Origin of the sequence: Microbacterium fluvii (assembly GCF_025515205.1) — a bacterium.
In the GTDB taxonomy this organism is placed as follows: Bacteria; Actinomycetota; Actinomycetes; order Actinomycetales; family Microbacteriaceae; genus Microbacterium; species Microbacterium fluvii.
In genome coordinates this window covers 156,926-170,625 of record NZ_JAOPFX010000001.1, presented here as the reverse complement: position 1 = coordinate 170,625, position 13,700 = coordinate 156,926, and the positions used below count along the sequence as shown (strand labels likewise).

The window sequence follows — 13,700 nt, the reverse complement described above, 5'->3', positions numbered from 1 at the left end:
TCATGATAGCCGTGGCCGGGCCCCGCGACGCGGGGCCCGCCGGAGCGACTACTGCAGCGCGTCGACCAGGTCGGCCTGGGGGTCGCCCGTGAGCGTGACGAACTCGTCGTTCAGCAGCACGGTCGGGGTGCCGATTCCGGAGGCACCTGGCTGCACCGGGGTCTGGTCGGTCATCGTGGCGACGAAGTCGGCGTAGGTCTGGTCGGCGACGCAGTCGTCGATGCCGGTGACCCCGGCCTGGGCGGCGATGTCGAGGATCTGCGCATCGGTCAGGCCCTCGGTCGACTCCTCAGGCTGGTTGGCGAACATGGCCTGCAGGAACGCCAGCGACGACTCGGGCTGCGCCTCGGCCACGCAGTACGCGGCATTGGCGGAGCGCGTGGAGAACTCGGTGCCCATCGAGGCGCGGTCGAGGATCGAGATCGGGTGGATGTTGAGGGTGATCGAGCCGTCGTTGACGAGGCCCTCGATCGTCTCGCCGTAGAGCTCCTCGAACTGACCGCAGATCGGGCACATGAAGTCGATGTAGGTGTCGAGCACGTTCGACCCGTCGCCGACGGCGATCGCGCCGGTCTCCTGGTTGATGCCCGCGCTGTCGGGGACCTCTCCGGGCGCGGACGACTGGTTGTTCATCCAGATCACCAGGCCCGCGACCAGCACGAGCACCACCACCACCGCGAGGCTGATCCAGATCGCGAACCAGTTCGTCTTGCGCGCAGCCGTTGCCATTTTCGTCCTCACACCATCGGCCGGGGTGTCACGCCGAACGGCGCGAGCCCCTCGGCGCCGCCGTCTTTCGCGGTCAGCACCCAGATTCCATCATCATGCACGGCCACGCTGTGCTCCCAGTGGGAGCCGGCGGTGCCGTCGACCGTCGAAACGGTCCAGCCGTCGTCTTCGACGAAAGTCTCGTCCGAGCCGATCACGACCATCGGCTCGATCGCGAGCGCGAGCCCCGGACGGATCGCCGGCCCGGGGTCTGCGACCCGGTAGTTGAACACGGAGGGCGACTCGTGCATCTTTCGCCCGATGCCGTGGCCGACGTACTCGCGCAGGATGCCGTAGGGCGCACCCTCGGGCTCGTTCGCCTCGATGTAGCCCTGGATCGCCGCGCCCACCTCGTTGAGGGTGCGCGCCGAGGCGAGCGAGGCGATGCCCGCCCACATGGATCCTCGGGTGACCTCCGACAGCCGTTCGCGCTCGGCGACGAGCTCGGGTCGCGACGGATCGGGCACCACGACGGTGATCGCCGAGTCGCCGTTCCAGCCGCGGTACTCCGCGCCGGCGTCGATCGAGACGATGTCGCCGGGCTCCAGCATCCGATCCGACGGGATGCCGTGCACGACCTGCTCGTTCACCGACGCGCAGACGGTGTGCCGGTACCCGCGCACCATCTGGAAGTTCGACAGCGCCCCTCGACCACGGATGAGAGCGGATGCTGCCGCGTCGAGCTCGAGAGTCGTCACCCCTGGCGCCACCAGAGCCCGCACCTCATCGAGGGCGGCGGCGGTGATCAGACCGGGCTCGACCATCGCCCGCAGCTGGGCAGGGGTCTTGTAGAGCGAGCGCCGCAGCACGGGCTAGACCGCGGGGGTGCGCAGCAGCCCGCGTGCCGTGAGGGCGGCGACGATGCGCTCGGTGATCTCGTCGAGCGAGCCGACGCCGTCGATCTCGTCGACGATGCCGCGCGCGCGGTAGACGTCGAGGATCGGCGCGGTCTCGCGCTCGTAGATCGCGAGGCGGTTCTCGATGACGTCTTCGGTGTCGTCGGTGCGGCCCTGCTCGAAGGCGCGGCGGGTGAGCCGGTTGATCGACTCGGCCCGAGGCACCGACAGCTCGATGACGGCGTCGAGCTGCTCGCCGCGGCCACTGAGGAACGCGTCGAGGTCGGCGACCTGCCCGAGGTTGCGGGGGTAGCCGTCGAGCAGGAACCCGCCCGCGGCGTCATCCTGCGACAGGCGGTCGCGCACGACCTCGCTGGTGACCTCGTCGGGCACCAGGTCGCCCGCCTCGATGATCGCCTTGACCTTCTCGCCGAGCTCGGTGCCGCCCGAGATCGCGGCGCGGAACATGTCGCCCGTCGAGATGGCGGGGATGCCGCCCACCTCGGCGATGCGCACGCCCTGCGTGCCCTTGCCCGAGCCCTGCGGGCCGACGATGAGAAGACGTGCGGTCATCAGCGGAGAAGCCCTTCGTAGTGGCGCTGCTGCAGCTGCGCGTCGATCTGCTTGACCGTCTCGAGGCCGACGCCGACGATGATCAGGATCGAAGCGCCGCCGAACGGGAAGTTCTGGTTGGCACCGACCGTGGCCAGGGCGATGAGCGGCAGCAGGGCGATCAGACCGAGGTACAGCGAGCCAGGCAGGGTGATGCGCGTCAGCACGTAGTCGAGGTACTCGGCGGTGGGCCGGCCGGCACGGATGCCGGGGATGAACCCGCCGTACTTCTTCATGTTGTCGGCGACCTCGACGGGGTTGAAGGTGATCGCGACGTAGAAGTAGGTGAACCCGACGATGAGCAGGAAGTACACCAGCATGTACAGCGGGCTGTCGCCTGTGGTGAAGTACTGCGCGATCCACGCGACCCAGCCGGCGGCCTCTTCGCCCGCCTGCGGCTGGTTGAACTGCGCGATCAGCACGGGGATGTACAGCAGCGACGAAGCGAAGATCACCGGCACGACGCCGGCCATGTTGACCTTGATCGGGATGTAGGTGTTGGTGCCGCCGTAGGTGCGGCGGCCGACCATGCGCTTGGCGTACTGCACGGGCACGCGCCGCTGCGACTGCTCGACGAAGACGACCAGCGCCATCACGACGATGCCGACCGCGAGCACCAGCAGGAAGATCTCGAAGCCCTTGGCCTGCCAGATCGCCCACATCGACGAGGGGAAGGAGGCGGCGATCGAGGTGAAGATCAGCAGCGACATGCCGTTGCCGATGCCGCGCTCGGTGACGAGCTCGGCGAACCACATGATCAGCCCGGTGCCGGCGGTCATCGTGATGATCATGAGCAGCTGCGCCCACCACACGCTGTTGGTGAGCAGCTCCTCGCACTCGGCGATGCCGGTGGTGCCGAAGAGGGCTCCGCTGCGGGCGACCGTGACCAGCGTCGTCGACTGCAGCAGTGCCAGCGCGATCGTCAGGTAGCGGGTGTACTGCGTCAGTCGCGCCTGGCCCGCCTGACCCTCCTTGTAGAGGGTCTCGAAGTGCGGGATCACCACGCGCAGCAGCTGCACGATGATCGTCGCCGTGATGTACGGCATGACGCCGAGGGCGAAGATCGACAGCTGCAGCAGGGCACCGCCGGAGAAGAGGTTGACGAGCGAGAGCAGACCCTCGGTGCCTGAGCTCTGGCGCAGACACGACTGCACGTTCGGGAAGTCCACGAACGGGGCGGGGATGTGCGCGCCGAAGCGATAGATGGCGATGATGCCGAGGGTGAATGCGATCTTCCGTCGCAGATCGGGTGTACGGAAGACCCGCGCGATTGCGCTGAACAAGAGGATGCCTCCAGAGGGGATGCCGGCAGCGCGAGGGCGTGCCGACCTCCAGGGTAGCCCAGTGGGGGCCGGAGCGATGCTCCGGCCCCCACTGACGCCTTTACTTGACGGAACCGCCTGCGGCGACGATCTTCTGCTCAGCCGAGCCGGAGACCTTGTCCACCGAAACGTCGAGCTTGACCGCGATGTCGCCGCCTCCGAGAACCTTGACCTTCTCGTTCTTGCGCACGGCACCCTTGGCGACCAGGTCGCTCACGGTGACGGCGCCGCCCGAGGGGTAGAGCTCGGCGAGCTTGTCCAGGTTCACGACCTGGTACTCGACGCGGAACGGGTTCTTGAACCCGCGCAGCTTCGGGGTGCGCATGTGCAGCGGCATCTGGCCGCCCTCGAAGCCGACCTTGACCTGGTAGCGGGCCTTGGTGCCCTTGGTGCCACGGCCAGCGGTCTTGCCCTTGGAGCCCTCACCGCGACCCACGCGGGTCTTGGCGGTGTTGGAACCGGGAACCGGGCGAAGGTGGTGCACCTTGAGCACACCGGGGCGCGAGGCCTCGGCATCCTTCTTCGGGGCGGCCTTCTTCGCGGCCGGCTTCTTCTCGGCAGCGGGCTTCTTCTCAGCAGCCGGCTTGGCAGCGGCCTTGGCCGGAGCCTTCGCCGGAGCCTTCTTGGCAGCCGTCTTCTTCTCGACGACCTCTTCGGTCGCCTTCTCAGCCTTCTCGGCCATCAGTCGATCTCCTCAACCTTCACGAGGTGGGCGACGGTACGCACGTAGCCGCGCGTCTGGGCGTCGTCGGGGCGCACGACCGAGTCGCCGATCCGCTTCAGGCCCAGCGAACGCAGCGTGTCGCGCTGGTTCTGCTTCTCACTCACCTTGGACTTGACCTGGGTCACCTTCAGACGGGCGGCCATCAGGCACCTACCTTCTGCTGACGCGCAGCCTCGGCCGCAGCGGCCTCGGCGCGAACGAGACGGGCGGGGGCGACCTGGTCGAACTCGAGACCGCGGCGCGCGGCGACCGCACGGGGCTCCTCGAGCTGCTTCAGGGCCTCCACCGTCGCGTGGACGATGTTGATGGTGTTCGACGAGCCGAGCGACTTCGACAGCACGTCGTGGATGCCGGCGCACTCGAGCACGGCACGCACCGGACCACCGGCGATGACACCGGTACCGGCGGCGGCCGGACGAAGCAGCACGACACCGGCCGCGGCCTCACCCTGCACGGGGTGCGGGATGGTGGAGCCGACGCGCGGCACGCGGAAGAAGTTGCGCTTGGCCTCTTCGACACCCTTCGAGATCGCCAGCGGCACCTCGCGGGCCTTGCCGTAGCCGACGCCCACGACACCGTTGCCGTCGCCGACGACGACGAGCGCGGTGAAGCTGAAGCGGCGGCCGCCCTTGACGACCTTCGACACGCGGTTGATCGTCACGACGCGCTCGAGGAACTGGCTCTCCGAACGGTCGCGCGAGTTGCGGTCGCGGTTGGGGTTGCGCTCGCGGCCACCGCGGCGCGGCTCGCGCTCACGCTCGGCGGGCGCCTCGGCGGCGGTCTGACCCTCGGGAGCAGTCTGCTCGGTGGTCACTTCGTTCTCCTTGATTTCACTCACAGGTTCAGGCCTCCCTCACGAGCGCCGTCGGCGATCGCCGCGACCCGTCCCGCGTAGCGGTTGCCGCCGCGGTCGAACACGACCTCGGAGACCCCGGCGGCCTTCGCACGCTCGGCGACGAGCTCGCCGACCTTGCGGGCCTTGGCGGTCTTGTCACCGTCGAACGCACGCAGGTCGTTCTCGAGCGTCGAGGCGGATGCCACGGTGTGGCCCTTGCTGTCGTCGACGACCTGGACGAACACGTGACGTGCCGAACGGGTCACGACAAGGCGCGGACGCACCTCGGTGCCGACGACCTTCTTGCGAAGGCGGGCGTGACGACGCGCGCGGGCGTCGGACTTCGACTTCACAGCCATGGTTACTTACCAGCCTTTCCGGCCTTGCGACGCACGACCTCGCCGGCGTAACGCACACCCTTGCCCTTGTACGGCTCGGGCTTACGGATCTTGCGGATGTTCGCAGCCGCCTCGCCGACGGCCTGCTTGTCGATGCCGCTCACGGTGACCTTGTTGTTGCCCTCGACCGTGAAGGTGATCCCGGCGGGCGGGTCGACCAGCACCGGGTGCGAGAAGCCGAGGGCGAACTCGATCGAGCTGCCCTTCTGCGCGACGCGGTAACCCGTGCCGACGACCTCGAGGCCCTTGGTGTACCCCTGGGTGACACCGATGATGTTGTTGTTGATGAGCGTGCGGGTCAGGCCGTGCAGCGAACGCGACTCGCGCTCGTCGTCGGGGCGGGTGACCAGCACCTGGCCCTCTTCGACCTTGACCTCGATGGGGCTGGCGACGGCGAGGGTGAGCTCGCCCTTCGGGCCCTTGACGGCGACGTTCTGGCCGGCGACCTCGATGGTCACGTCGGCGGGGATGTCGATGGGAAGACGTCCGATTCGCGACATGTCAGATCACCACACGTAGGCGAGGACTTCCCCACCCACGCCCTTCTGCTCGGCCTGACGGTCGGTGAGAAGACCGGAGGAGGTGGACAGGATCGCGACGCCGAGGCCACCGAGGACCTTGGGCAGCTCGGTCGACTTCGCGTAGACGCGCAGGCCGGGCTTCGACACGCGCTTGATGCCCGCGATCGAACGCTCGCGGTTGGGGCCGTACTTCAGCGTCAGGGTGAGCGTCTGACCGACGCGGGCGTCGGAGACGACCCACTCGGCGATGTAGCCCTCCTGCTTGAGGATGTCGGCGATATGCGTCTTGAGCTTGGAGCTCGGCAGCGACACGGAGTCGTGGTGGGCCGAGTTCGCGTTGCGCAGACGGGTCAGCATGTCTGCGACCGGGTCTGTCATCGTCATGGGTGTTCTTCTCTTTCTGTCATGAGGTATCGGCAGCCGTTACACGACTGACGACCTTCCATGGATGCTCGGCCCTCCGGTGTGCCGGAGGACCGAGCGTGGTTGGTGTTACTGCTGGGCGTCCTCGGTGCGGAACGGGAAGCCGAGCGCGCGCAGCAGGGCGCGACCCTCGTCGTCCGTCTTCGCCGACGTCACCACGGTGATGTCGAAGCCGCGCACGCGGTCGATCTTGTCCTGGTCGATCTCGTGGAACACCGACTGCTCCTGGAGGCCGAAGGTGTAGTTGCCGTGACCGTCGAACTGGTTGGCCGACAGACCGCGGAAGTCGCGGATGCGCGGCAGCGCCAGGTTGACGAGGCGGTCGACGAACTCCCACGCGCGGTCGCCACGCAGCGTGACGTGCGCGCCGATGGCCTGACCCTCGCGCAGCTTGAACTGCGCGATGGACTTGCGGGCCTTCGTGACGACCGGCTTCTGACCGGTGATCTTGACGAGGTCTTCCACCGCGCCGTCGATCACCTTGCTGTCACGAGCCGCCTCACCGACACCGGTGTTGACGACGACCTTGACCAGGCCAGGGATCTGCATGACGTTCTCGTAGCCGAACTGCTCCTGCAGTGCCGACTTGATCTCGCCGTTGTACTTCTGCTTCAGGCGGGGCTGGATCTTGCCAGCCGCCGCGGCAGTGGTGGTGCTCATGTTCAGAGGTCCTTGCCGCTCTTCTTCGCGTAGCGCACACGGACGGTGCGCTTGACGCCGTCCTTGGTCTGCTCCTCGACGCGGTGGCCGACACGGGTCGGCTTCTTGGTCGAGGGGTCGACGAGTGCGACGTTCGAGATGTGGATCGGGGCTTCCATCGTTTCGATGCCGCCCGTCTTGGTGCCGCGCTGGGACTGGCCCACGCGGTTGTGCTTGGTGACGTAGTTCACGCCCTCGACGATGACGCGGTTCTGCTCGACAAGGATCTCGAGGACCTTGCCCTGCTTGCCGCGGTCGCCGCCGCGCTCGGGCTTGGCGCCCGAGATGACCTGAACCAGGTCGCCCTTCTTGATCTTCGCCATGATCAGATGACCTCCGGGGCGAGCGAGACGATCTTCATGAACTTCTTGTCGCGAAGCTCACGGCCGACCGGGCCGAAGATGCGGGTGCCGCGGGGCTCCCCGTCGTTCTTCAGGATCACGGCGGCGTTCTCGTCGAACTTGATGTACGAGCCGTCGGGACGACGGGTCTGCTTGACGGTGCGCACGATGACGGCCTTGACGACGTCACCCTTCTTGACGTTGCCACCGGGGATCGCGTCCTTGACGGTCGCGACGATGACATCGCCCAGGCCCGCGTAGCGACGGTTGGAACCGCCGAGCACACGGATCGTGAGCAGCTCCTTGGCGCCGGTGTTGTCGGCGACCTTGAGGCGAGACTCGGTCTGGATCACTTTGCCTTCTCCAGGATCTCGACCAGGCGCCAGCGCTTTGTGGCGCTGAGCGGACGGGTCTCGTTGATGAGGACGAGGTCGCCGATGCCGGCGGTGTTGGCCTCATCGTGGGCCTTCACCTTCGAGGTGCGACGGATGACCTTGCCGTAGAGCGGGTGCTTCACGCGGTCTTCGACCTCGACGACGATGGTCTTGTCCATCTTGTCGCTGACGACGTAGCCACGGCGGGCCTTGCGGTAACCGCGGGCCTCGGCGTCGCGCACGTCGTGCTCGGCGTGCTCGTGGCCCTCGGCCTCGACGGCCTCGGCCTTCCTCTTGGTCTCAGCCATCACTCGGCCTCTTCCTTCACGGCCTCGGCGGCATCCGCCTTCTTGGCCTTGGTCTTCTTCGCCTTCGCCGGGACCTCGACAGCGGCGGGCGTGGCACGGATGCCGAGCTCGCGCTCACGGATCACGGTGTAGAGCCGCGCGATGTCGCGCTTGACCGCACGGATGCGGCCGTGGCTCTCGAGCTGGCCGGTGGCCGACTGGAAGCGCAGGTTGAACAGCTCTTCCTTGGCCTTGCGCAGCTCCTCGACGAGGCGCTGGTCTTCGAACGTATCGAGCTCGCTCGGAGCGAGCGTCTTGGTGCCGACAGCCATTACGCGTCGCCCTCCTCGCGCTTGATGATGCGTGCCTTCAGGGGCAGCTTGTGGATGGCACGGGTCAGGGCCTCACGAGCGAGTTCCTCGTTGACGCCGGCGACCTCGAAGAGGACGCGACCCGGCTTGACGTTTGCGACCCACCACTCGGGCGAGCCCTTACCCGAACCCATGCGGGTCTCGGCCGGCTTCTTGGTGAGCGGACGGTCGGGGTAGATGTTGATCCACACCTTTCCGCCGCGCTTGATGTGACGGGTCATCGCGATACGAGCGGACTCGATCTGACGGTTCGTCACGTAGGCCGGGGTCAGCGCCTGGATGCCGAACTCGCCGAAGGAGACCTTCGTGCCGCCGGTCGCCTGGCCCGAACGGCCGGGGTGGTGCTGCTTGCGGTACTTGACCTTACGGGGGATAAGCATTATGCCGATGCTCCTTCTGCGACGGGCGCCTCGTTGCGGGGGCCACGACGACGGTCGCCACGGTCGTCACGACCGCGGGGTGCCTTCGGCGCGTTCGCCTGCTCGCGGGCGAGCTCCTTGTTGGTCAGGTCGCCCTTGTAGATCCAGACCTTCACGCCGATGCGGCCGAAGGTGGTCTTGGCCTCGTAGAAGCCGTAGTCGATGTTCGCGCGCAGCGTGTGCAGCGGCACACGACCCTCGCGGTAGAACTCCGAACGGCTCATCTCGGCGCCGCCGAGGCGGCCGGAGACCTGGATGCGGACGCCCTTGGCGCCGGCGCGCTGCGCGCCCTGCAGACCCTTGCGCATCGCGCGACGGAACGCCACACGAGCAGACAGCTGCTCGGCGATGCCCTGCGCGACCAGCTGAGCGTCGGCCTCGGGGTTCTTGACCTCGAGGATGTTCAGCTGGATCTGCTTGCCGGTGAGCTTCTCGAGGTCGGCGCGGATGCGCTCGGCCTCGGCGCCGCGGCGGCCGATCACGATGCCGGGACGGGCGGTGTGGATGTCGACGCGGACGCGGTCACGCGTGCGCTCGATCTCGATGTTGCTCACGCCGGCGCGGTCGAGCTGCGTCTGCAGAAGCTTGCGGATCTTGATGTCCTCGGCGACGTAGTCGGCGTAGCGCTGCCCGGGCTTGGTCGAGTCCGAGAACCAACGCGACACGTGGTCCGTGGTGATGCCGAGGCGGAAGCCGTACGGGTTGACCTTCTGTCCCATTACTTGCTCGCCTTCTTGGTCTTGACGGGGGCGGCCTCGGCTGCCTCCGGGGTCGACAGCACGACCGTGATGTGGCTCGTGCGCTTCTTGATCTGGAAGGCGCGACCCTGTGCACGGGGCTGGAAACGCTTGAGCGTCGTGCCCTCGTCGACGTACGCGTTCTTCACGTACAGGTCGGCCTCGTCGAGGTACTCGCCGTCCTTGTCGGCGGTGACGCGAGCGTTCGCGATCGCCGAGTGGACGAGCTTGTAGATCGGCTCGCTGGCCGACTGCTGCGCGAACTTCAGGATCGCGAGCGCCTCTTCGGCCTGCTTGCCCTTGATGAGCGCAACGACACGACGAGCCTTCTGAGGGGTCACGCGGATGTGTCGCACGCGGGCGATGGACTCCACCATTTCTCTCTCCTCTTGCGTCGCCGCCTCAGCGGCGACGGCCCTTCTTGTCGTCCTTCACGTGGCCGCGGAAGGTGCGGGTGGGCGCGAACTCGCCCAACTTGTGGCCGACCATGGTCTCGGTCACGAACACGGGGATGTGCTTGCGACCGTCGTGCACGGCGATGGTGTGACCCAGCATGGCCGGGATGATCATCGAACGGCGCGACCAGGTCTTGATGACGTTCTTGGTGCCGGCTTCGTTCTGGACGACGACCTTGCGGAGCAGGTGCTCGTCGACGAAGGGGCCCTTCTTAAGGCTGCGAGGCATCTTCCTCTACTCCTACTTGCGCTTCTTGCCGGCGTTGCGACGACGGACGATGTACTTGTCGCTTTCCTTGTTGGCGTGCCGGGTGCGACCCTCGGCCTGGCCCCAAGGAGTGACGGGGTGACGACCACCGGACGTCTTGCCCTCACCACCACCGTGCGGGTGGTCGACGGGGTTCATCGCGACACCGCGGACGGTCGGGCGCACGCCCTTCCAGCGCTTGCGGCCGGCCTTGCCCCAGTTGATGTTCGACTGCTCGGCGTTGCCGACCTCGCCGATGGTCGCGCGGCAGCGCGCATCGACGTTGCGGATCTCGCCCGAGGGCAGACGCAGCTGCGCGTAGGGGCCGTCCTTGGCGACGAGGCGCACCGAGGTGCCCGCCGAGCGTGCCAGCTTCGCGCCGCCGCCGGGGCGGAGCTCGATCGCGTGGATCACGGTACCGGTGGGGATGTTCTTCAGCGGCAGGTTGTTGCCCGGCTTGATGTCGGCCGATGCGCCCGACTCGACGATGTCGCCCTGAGCCAGCTTGTTCGGCGCGAGGATGTAGCGCTTCTCGCCGTCGAAGTAGTGCAGCAGCGCGATGCGCGCGGTGCGGTTGGGGTCGTACTCGATGTGGGCGACCTTGGCGTTCACGCCGTCCTTGTCATTGCGACGGAAGTCGATGACGCGGTACTGGCGCTTGTGGCCACCGCCGATGTGGCGGGTCGTGATGCGGCCCTGGTTGTTGCGACCGCCGGTCTTCGCCAGGGGGCGAAGCAGCGACTTCTCGGGCGTCGATCGGGTGATCTCGGCGAAGTCGGCCACCGACGAACCGCGACGACCGGGGGTCGTGGGCTTGTACTTGCGAATAGCCATAGTTCTTGTCCTCTATCCCGACCGTCAGCCGACTGCCGTGAAGATGTCGATGGTGCCCGACTTCAGGGTCACGATGGCGCGCTTGGTGTCCTTGCGCTTGCCGGTGCCGAAGCGGGTGCGACGGGCCTTGCCGACGCGGTTGATCGTGTTGACCGCTGCGACCTTGACGCCGAAGATCTTCTCGATGGCGAGCTTGATCTCGGTCTTGGTGGCGCGGGGGTCGACGAGGAAGGTGTACTTGCCCTCGTCGATCAGGCCGTAGCTCTTCTCGGAGACGACCGGCTTCAGGATGATGTCGCGCGGGTCCTTGTTGACGGCGGTCATGCCGAGACCTCCTCGGTGGTGGCGGTCTTCGCAGCGACGAACGCGTCGAAGGCGGCCTTGGTGAAGACGATGTCGTCCGAGACGAGCACGTCGTAGGCGTTGAGCTGGCCGAAGGGCAGCACGTGCACGTACGCGAGGTTGCGCACGCTCTTGACGGTGAGCTCGTCGTCGCGGTCGATGACCACCAGGACGTTCTTGGTCGCGTTCAGGTCGTTCAGCACGGATGCTGCGGCCTTGGTCGACGGAGCGCCCTCGATGCCGAAGCTGTCGACGACGTGCAGGCGGTCGCCCCGAGCGCGGTCGCTGAGCGCGCCCAGGAGGGCGGCGGCGATCATCTTCTTGGGGGTGCGCTGCGAGTAGTCGCGCGGCTTCGGGCCGTGGACGATGCCACCGCCGGTCATGTGCGGCGCGCGGATCGAGCCCTGACGGGCGTTACCCGTGCCCTTCTGCTTGAAGGGCTTGCGGCCGGCGCCCGAGACCTCACCGCGACGCTTGGTCGAGTGGGTGCCCTGGCGAGCCGCCGCGAGCTGCGCGACGACGACCTGGTGGATCAGGGGGATGTTGGTCTTGACGTCGAACAGCGCGGCGGGCAGGTCGACCGAGCCGGCCTTCTTGCCGCCCACACCGTGGACGTCGAGCGCGAGAGTCTGGTCAGCCATTGGGATCAGGCACCCTTCACTGCGTTGCGGACGTAGACGATGCGGCCGCGCGCACCGGGGACGGCGCCCTTGACGAGCAGCAGACCCTTCTCGGCGTCGACGGCGTGCACCGTGAGGTTGAGGACGGTGACGCGCTCGCCACCCATGCGACCGGCCATGCGCATGCCCTTGAACACGCGGCTCGGGGTCGACGAGGCGCCGATCGAGCCGGGCTTGCGGTGGTTGCGGTGCGCACCGTGCGAAGCGGAGACGCCCTTGAAGTTGTGGCGCTTCATGACACCCGCGGTGCCCTTGCCCTTGCTGGTGCCGACGACGTCGACCAGCTGGCCGGCCTCGAAGGTGGCGTCGACGGTGAGCTCCTGACCGAGTGAGTAGTCAGCAGCATCCGCGGTGCGCACCTCGGTGAGGTGACGGCGGGGGGTGACGCCCGCGGCCTCGAAGTGGGCCGTGAGGGGCTGGTTCACCTTGCGGGGGTCGATCTGGCCATAGCCGATCTGCACGGCGTTGTAGCCGTCCTTCTCCGGCGTGCGCACCTGGGTGACAACGTTCGGAGCGATCTCGATGACGGTGACGGGAACGAGCTTGCCGTTCTCGTTCCAGACCTGGGTCATGCCGAGCTTGGTGCCCAGCAGACCCTTGGAAACCTTGGAGTTGATGTCAGTCATGGCGAGCCTCAGAGCTTGATCTCGATGTTGACATCGGCCGGGAGGTCGAGACGCATCAGCGAGTCGACGGCCTTGGGCGTCGGGTCGATGATGTCGATGAGGCGCTTGTGGGTGCGCATCTCGAAGTGCTCGCGGCTGTCCTTGTACTTGTGGGGCGACCGGATGACGCAGACCACGTTCTTCTCGGTCGGGAGGGGCACGGGGCCCACCACGGTCGCGCCGGCACGGGTCACCGTGTCGACGATCTTGCGCGCCGACGAGTCGAGACCGGCGTGGTCGTACGACTTCAGGCGAATGCGGATCTTCTGTCCCGCCATTGCTCACTCTCTTTTCCGCGTCGTACCTCTCGGGCATTGGACGCATTGGGCGCTTGCGCGCCTGGCACTTCTCTCCCCGCCTTCGCGAGGGATGCTGCACCACTGTTCTCGTGTCAAACCGGCGCCTCGCGGCATCCGGCTCCAGCACCACCGCGCGCACGCGCGCACGACCACCGGGGTGGAAGGTGTTGGACGTTGTCGTTCTGCTGCCCGCGGCCTAGGTCCTCGCGCGTGAGCGCCGCCTATGCACTGCCCTGGCAGTGATCCGCTGCCCGACGCGCTCGCGCGCAGAAGGGCCACGGAATGTGGAACCTCACTAGTCTACGTGCAGCCCGGGCGTGTCGCAAACTCGGGCGTGTCGCGCACAGCATCCGCACAGGCGAGGGTCCTCCCCCACATCGCCTGCGCTGGAGAGGTGTGCGCACGGTGCTTGTGGAGGAGGACCGGGCGGGGTGCGGCGCCGGCCGCCTGCTCCCCCCGCCGGCGGTAGGGGACGAGAGCTTGGGGCCTCTCGTCCCTCGCCGCGGCTAGC

24 protein-coding genes are annotated in these 13,700 nt (G+C 67.4%); all 24 read right to left on the bottom strand.

Annotated elements, in window-relative coordinates; all coding sequences use genetic code 11:
• Positions 1–48: 48 nt before the first annotated feature.
• The 24 genes from OAW74_RS00810 to rpsJ all read right to left on the bottom strand — a co-directional run bounded on the left by OAW74_RS00810 (position 49) and on the right by rpsJ (position 13,168).
• Entirely contained in the window at positions 49–729 is a 681-nt protein-coding gene (locus tag OAW74_RS00810; RefSeq protein ID WP_262872430.1) for a DsbA family protein, read from the bottom strand.
• 8 nt (positions 730–737) lie between these two features.
• A complete protein-coding gene (map, locus tag OAW74_RS00805) occupies positions 738–1,577 on the bottom strand; it encodes a type I methionyl aminopeptidase (protein WP_262872429.1) in 840 nt (279 codons plus the stop codon).
• Between the two features lie 3 nt (positions 1,578–1,580).
• Positions 1,581–2,177 (bottom strand): adenylate kinase, encoded by a 597-nt coding sequence (locus OAW74_RS00800; protein WP_262872428.1) that lies wholly within the window; start codon positions 2,175–2,177, stop codon positions 1,581–1,583.
• A complete protein-coding gene (secY, locus tag OAW74_RS00795; RefSeq protein WP_262872427.1) occupies positions 2,177–3,499 on the bottom strand; it encodes a preprotein translocase subunit SecY in 1,323 nt (440 codons plus the stop codon). The genes OAW74_RS00800 and secY overlap by 1 nt, the downstream gene beginning before the upstream one ends.
• A gap of 100 nt (positions 3,500–3,599) precedes the next feature.
• Positions 3,600–4,220, bottom strand: coding sequence for a 50S ribosomal protein L15 (gene rplO, locus OAW74_RS00790; protein WP_262872426.1), 621 nt, complete (start codon positions 4,218–4,220; stop codon positions 3,600–3,602).
• Positions 4,220–4,405, bottom strand: coding sequence for a 50S ribosomal protein L30 (gene rpmD / locus OAW74_RS00785; protein WP_018171461.1), 186 nt, complete (start codon positions 4,403–4,405; stop codon positions 4,220–4,222). The genes rplO and rpmD overlap by 1 nt, the downstream gene beginning before the upstream one ends.
• Positions 4,405–5,100: a 30S ribosomal protein S5 gene (gene rpsE, locus OAW74_RS00780; protein ID WP_378733025.1), complete on the bottom strand. Its 696-nt coding sequence runs from the start codon at positions 5,098–5,100 to the stop codon at positions 4,405–4,407. The genes rpmD and rpsE overlap by 1 nt, the downstream gene beginning before the upstream one ends.
• Positions 5,097–5,456, bottom strand: a complete 360-nt coding sequence (rplR, locus tag OAW74_RS00775) for a 50S ribosomal protein L18 (protein WP_262872424.1) — start codon at positions 5,454–5,456, stop codon at positions 5,097–5,099. Before rplR ends, rpsE begins: the two co-directional genes overlap by 4 nt.
• Positions 5,457–5,458: 2 nt before the next feature.
• Positions 5,459–5,995, bottom strand: a complete 537-nt coding sequence (gene rplF / locus OAW74_RS00770; protein ID WP_262872423.1) for a 50S ribosomal protein L6 — start codon at positions 5,993–5,995, stop codon at positions 5,459–5,461.
• A 6-nt stretch (positions 5,996–6,001) separates the two neighbouring features.
• Complete coding sequence (rpsH, locus tag OAW74_RS00765) at positions 6,002–6,400, bottom strand: 30S ribosomal protein S8 (RefSeq protein WP_262872422.1); 399 nt, start codon at positions 6,398–6,400, stop codon at positions 6,002–6,004.
• A 108-nt stretch (positions 6,401–6,508) separates the two neighbouring features.
• Positions 6,509–7,099 (bottom strand): 50S ribosomal protein L5, encoded by a 591-nt coding sequence (gene rplE / locus OAW74_RS00760; protein ID WP_262872421.1) that lies wholly within the window; start codon positions 7,097–7,099, stop codon positions 6,509–6,511.
• 2 nt (positions 7,100–7,101) lie between these two features.
• A complete protein-coding gene (rplX, locus tag OAW74_RS00755; RefSeq protein WP_262872420.1) occupies positions 7,102–7,461 on the bottom strand; it encodes a 50S ribosomal protein L24 in 360 nt (119 codons plus the stop codon).
• Between the two features lie 2 nt (positions 7,462–7,463).
• A complete protein-coding gene (gene rplN / locus OAW74_RS00750) occupies positions 7,464–7,832 on the bottom strand; it encodes a 50S ribosomal protein L14 (RefSeq protein ID WP_262872419.1) in 369 nt (122 codons plus the stop codon).
• Positions 7,829–8,161: a 30S ribosomal protein S17 gene (gene rpsQ, locus OAW74_RS00745; RefSeq protein WP_262872418.1), complete on the bottom strand. Its 333-nt coding sequence runs from the start codon at positions 8,159–8,161 to the stop codon at positions 7,829–7,831. Before rpsQ ends, rplN begins: the two co-directional genes overlap by 4 nt.
• Positions 8,161–8,472 (bottom strand): 50S ribosomal protein L29, encoded by a 312-nt coding sequence (rpmC, locus tag OAW74_RS00740; protein WP_316250200.1) that lies wholly within the window; start codon positions 8,470–8,472, stop codon positions 8,161–8,163. Before rpmC ends, rpsQ begins: the two co-directional genes overlap by 1 nt.
• A complete protein-coding gene (gene rplP / locus OAW74_RS00735) occupies positions 8,472–8,891 on the bottom strand; it encodes a 50S ribosomal protein L16 (protein ID WP_018171451.1) in 420 nt (139 codons plus the stop codon). The genes rpmC and rplP overlap by 1 nt, the downstream gene beginning before the upstream one ends.
• Positions 8,891–9,649 (bottom strand): 30S ribosomal protein S3, encoded by a 759-nt coding sequence (gene rpsC, locus OAW74_RS00730; RefSeq protein ID WP_262872417.1) that lies wholly within the window; start codon positions 9,647–9,649, stop codon positions 8,891–8,893. The genes rplP and rpsC overlap by 1 nt, the downstream gene beginning before the upstream one ends.
• Complete coding sequence (gene rplV / locus OAW74_RS00725) at positions 9,649–10,044, bottom strand: 50S ribosomal protein L22 (protein WP_262872416.1); 396 nt, start codon at positions 10,042–10,044, stop codon at positions 9,649–9,651. The genes rpsC and rplV overlap by 1 nt, the downstream gene beginning before the upstream one ends.
• Positions 10,045–10,069: 25 nt before the next feature.
• Complete coding sequence (rpsS, locus tag OAW74_RS00720; RefSeq protein WP_018171448.1) at positions 10,070–10,351, bottom strand: 30S ribosomal protein S19; 282 nt, start codon at positions 10,349–10,351, stop codon at positions 10,070–10,072.
• Between the two features lie 12 nt (positions 10,352–10,363).
• Entirely contained in the window at positions 10,364–11,203 is an 840-nt protein-coding gene (rplB, locus tag OAW74_RS00715) for a 50S ribosomal protein L2 (protein WP_262872415.1), read from the bottom strand.
• A 24-nt stretch (positions 11,204–11,227) separates the two neighbouring features.
• The gene (gene rplW / locus OAW74_RS00710) at positions 11,228–11,527 is read right to left on the bottom strand and encodes a 50S ribosomal protein L23 (protein ID WP_056117679.1); all 300 of its coding nucleotides are present in this window, start codon (positions 11,525–11,527) and stop codon (positions 11,228–11,230) included.
• The gene (gene rplD, locus OAW74_RS00705) at positions 11,524–12,186 is read right to left on the bottom strand and encodes a 50S ribosomal protein L4 (protein ID WP_262872414.1); all 663 of its coding nucleotides are present in this window, start codon (positions 12,184–12,186) and stop codon (positions 11,524–11,526) included. Before rplD ends, rplW begins: the two co-directional genes overlap by 4 nt.
• 5 nt (positions 12,187–12,191) lie before the next feature.
• The gene (gene rplC / locus OAW74_RS00700) at positions 12,192–12,851 is read right to left on the bottom strand and encodes a 50S ribosomal protein L3 (protein ID WP_262872413.1); all 660 of its coding nucleotides are present in this window, start codon (positions 12,849–12,851) and stop codon (positions 12,192–12,194) included.
• An 8-nt stretch (positions 12,852–12,859) separates the two neighbouring features.
• On the bottom strand, positions 12,860–13,168 hold the full coding sequence (rpsJ, locus tag OAW74_RS00695) for a 30S ribosomal protein S10 (RefSeq protein WP_013584016.1): 309 nt from the start codon (positions 13,166–13,168) through the stop codon (positions 12,860–12,862).
• Between the last annotated feature and the right edge of the window lie 532 nt (positions 13,169–13,700).

Coding starts and splice junctions, on each gene's coding strand:
- OAW74_RS00800 (WP_262872428.1), bottom strand. CDS start 2,177: ATGACCGCACGTCTTCTCATCGTCGGCCCGCAGGGCTCGGGCAAGGGC.
- rpsH (WP_262872422.1), bottom strand. CDS start 6,400: ATGACGATGACAGACCCGGTCGCAGACATGCTGACCCGTCTGCGCAAC.
- rpmD (WP_018171461.1), bottom strand. CDS start 4,405: ATGGCCGCCCGTCTGAAGGTGACCCAGGTCAAGTCCAAGGTGAGTGAG.
- rplE (WP_262872421.1), bottom strand. CDS start 7,099: ATGAGCACCACCACTGCCGCGGCGGCTGGCAAGATCCAGCCCCGCCTG.
- rpsJ (WP_013584016.1), bottom strand. CDS start 13,168: ATGGCGGGACAGAAGATCCGCATTCGCCTGAAGTCGTACGACCACGCC.
- rplB (WP_262872415.1), bottom strand. CDS start 11,203: ATGGCTATTCGCAAGTACAAGCCCACGACCCCCGGTCGTCGCGGTTCG.
- rplC (WP_262872413.1), bottom strand. CDS start 12,851: ATGACTGACATCAACTCCAAGGTTTCCAAGGGTCTGCTGGGCACCAAG.
- rplX (WP_262872420.1), bottom strand. CDS start 7,461: ATGGCGAAGATCAAGAAGGGCGACCTGGTTCAGGTCATCTCGGGCGCC.
- rplD (WP_262872414.1), bottom strand. CDS start 12,186: ATGGCTGACCAGACTCTCGCGCTCGACGTCCACGGTGTGGGCGGCAAG.
- rplV (WP_262872416.1), bottom strand. CDS start 10,044: ATGGTGGAGTCCATCGCCCGCGTGCGACACATCCGCGTGACCCCTCAG.
- rplR (WP_262872424.1), bottom strand. CDS start 5,456: ATGGCTGTGAAGTCGAAGTCCGACGCCCGCGCGCGTCGTCACGCCCGC.
- rpsS (WP_018171448.1), bottom strand. CDS start 10,351: ATGCCTCGCAGCCTTAAGAAGGGCCCCTTCGTCGACGAGCACCTGCTC.
- rplW (WP_056117679.1), bottom strand. CDS start 11,527: ATGACCGCCGTCAACAAGGACCCGCGCGACATCATCCTGAAGCCGGTC.
- rpsC (WP_262872417.1), bottom strand. CDS start 9,649: ATGGGACAGAAGGTCAACCCGTACGGCTTCCGCCTCGGCATCACCACG.
- rplP (WP_018171451.1), bottom strand. CDS start 8,891: ATGCTTATCCCCCGTAAGGTCAAGTACCGCAAGCAGCACCACCCCGGC.
- rpmC (WP_316250200.1), bottom strand. CDS start 8,472: ATGGCTGTCGGCACCAAGACGCTCGCTCCGAGCGAGCTCGATACGTTC.
- rplO (WP_262872426.1), bottom strand. CDS start 4,220: ATGGCCGAGAAGGCTGAGAAGGCGACCGAAGAGGTCGTCGAGAAGAAG.
- OAW74_RS00810 (WP_262872430.1), bottom strand. CDS start 729: ATGGCAACGGCTGCGCGCAAGACGAACTGGTTCGCGATCTGGATCAGC.
- rplF (WP_262872423.1), bottom strand. CDS start 5,995: ATGTCGCGAATCGGACGTCTTCCCATCGACATCCCCGCCGACGTGACC.
- rpsQ (WP_262872418.1), bottom strand. CDS start 8,161: ATGGCTGAGACCAAGAGGAAGGCCGAGGCCGTCGAGGCCGAGGGCCAC.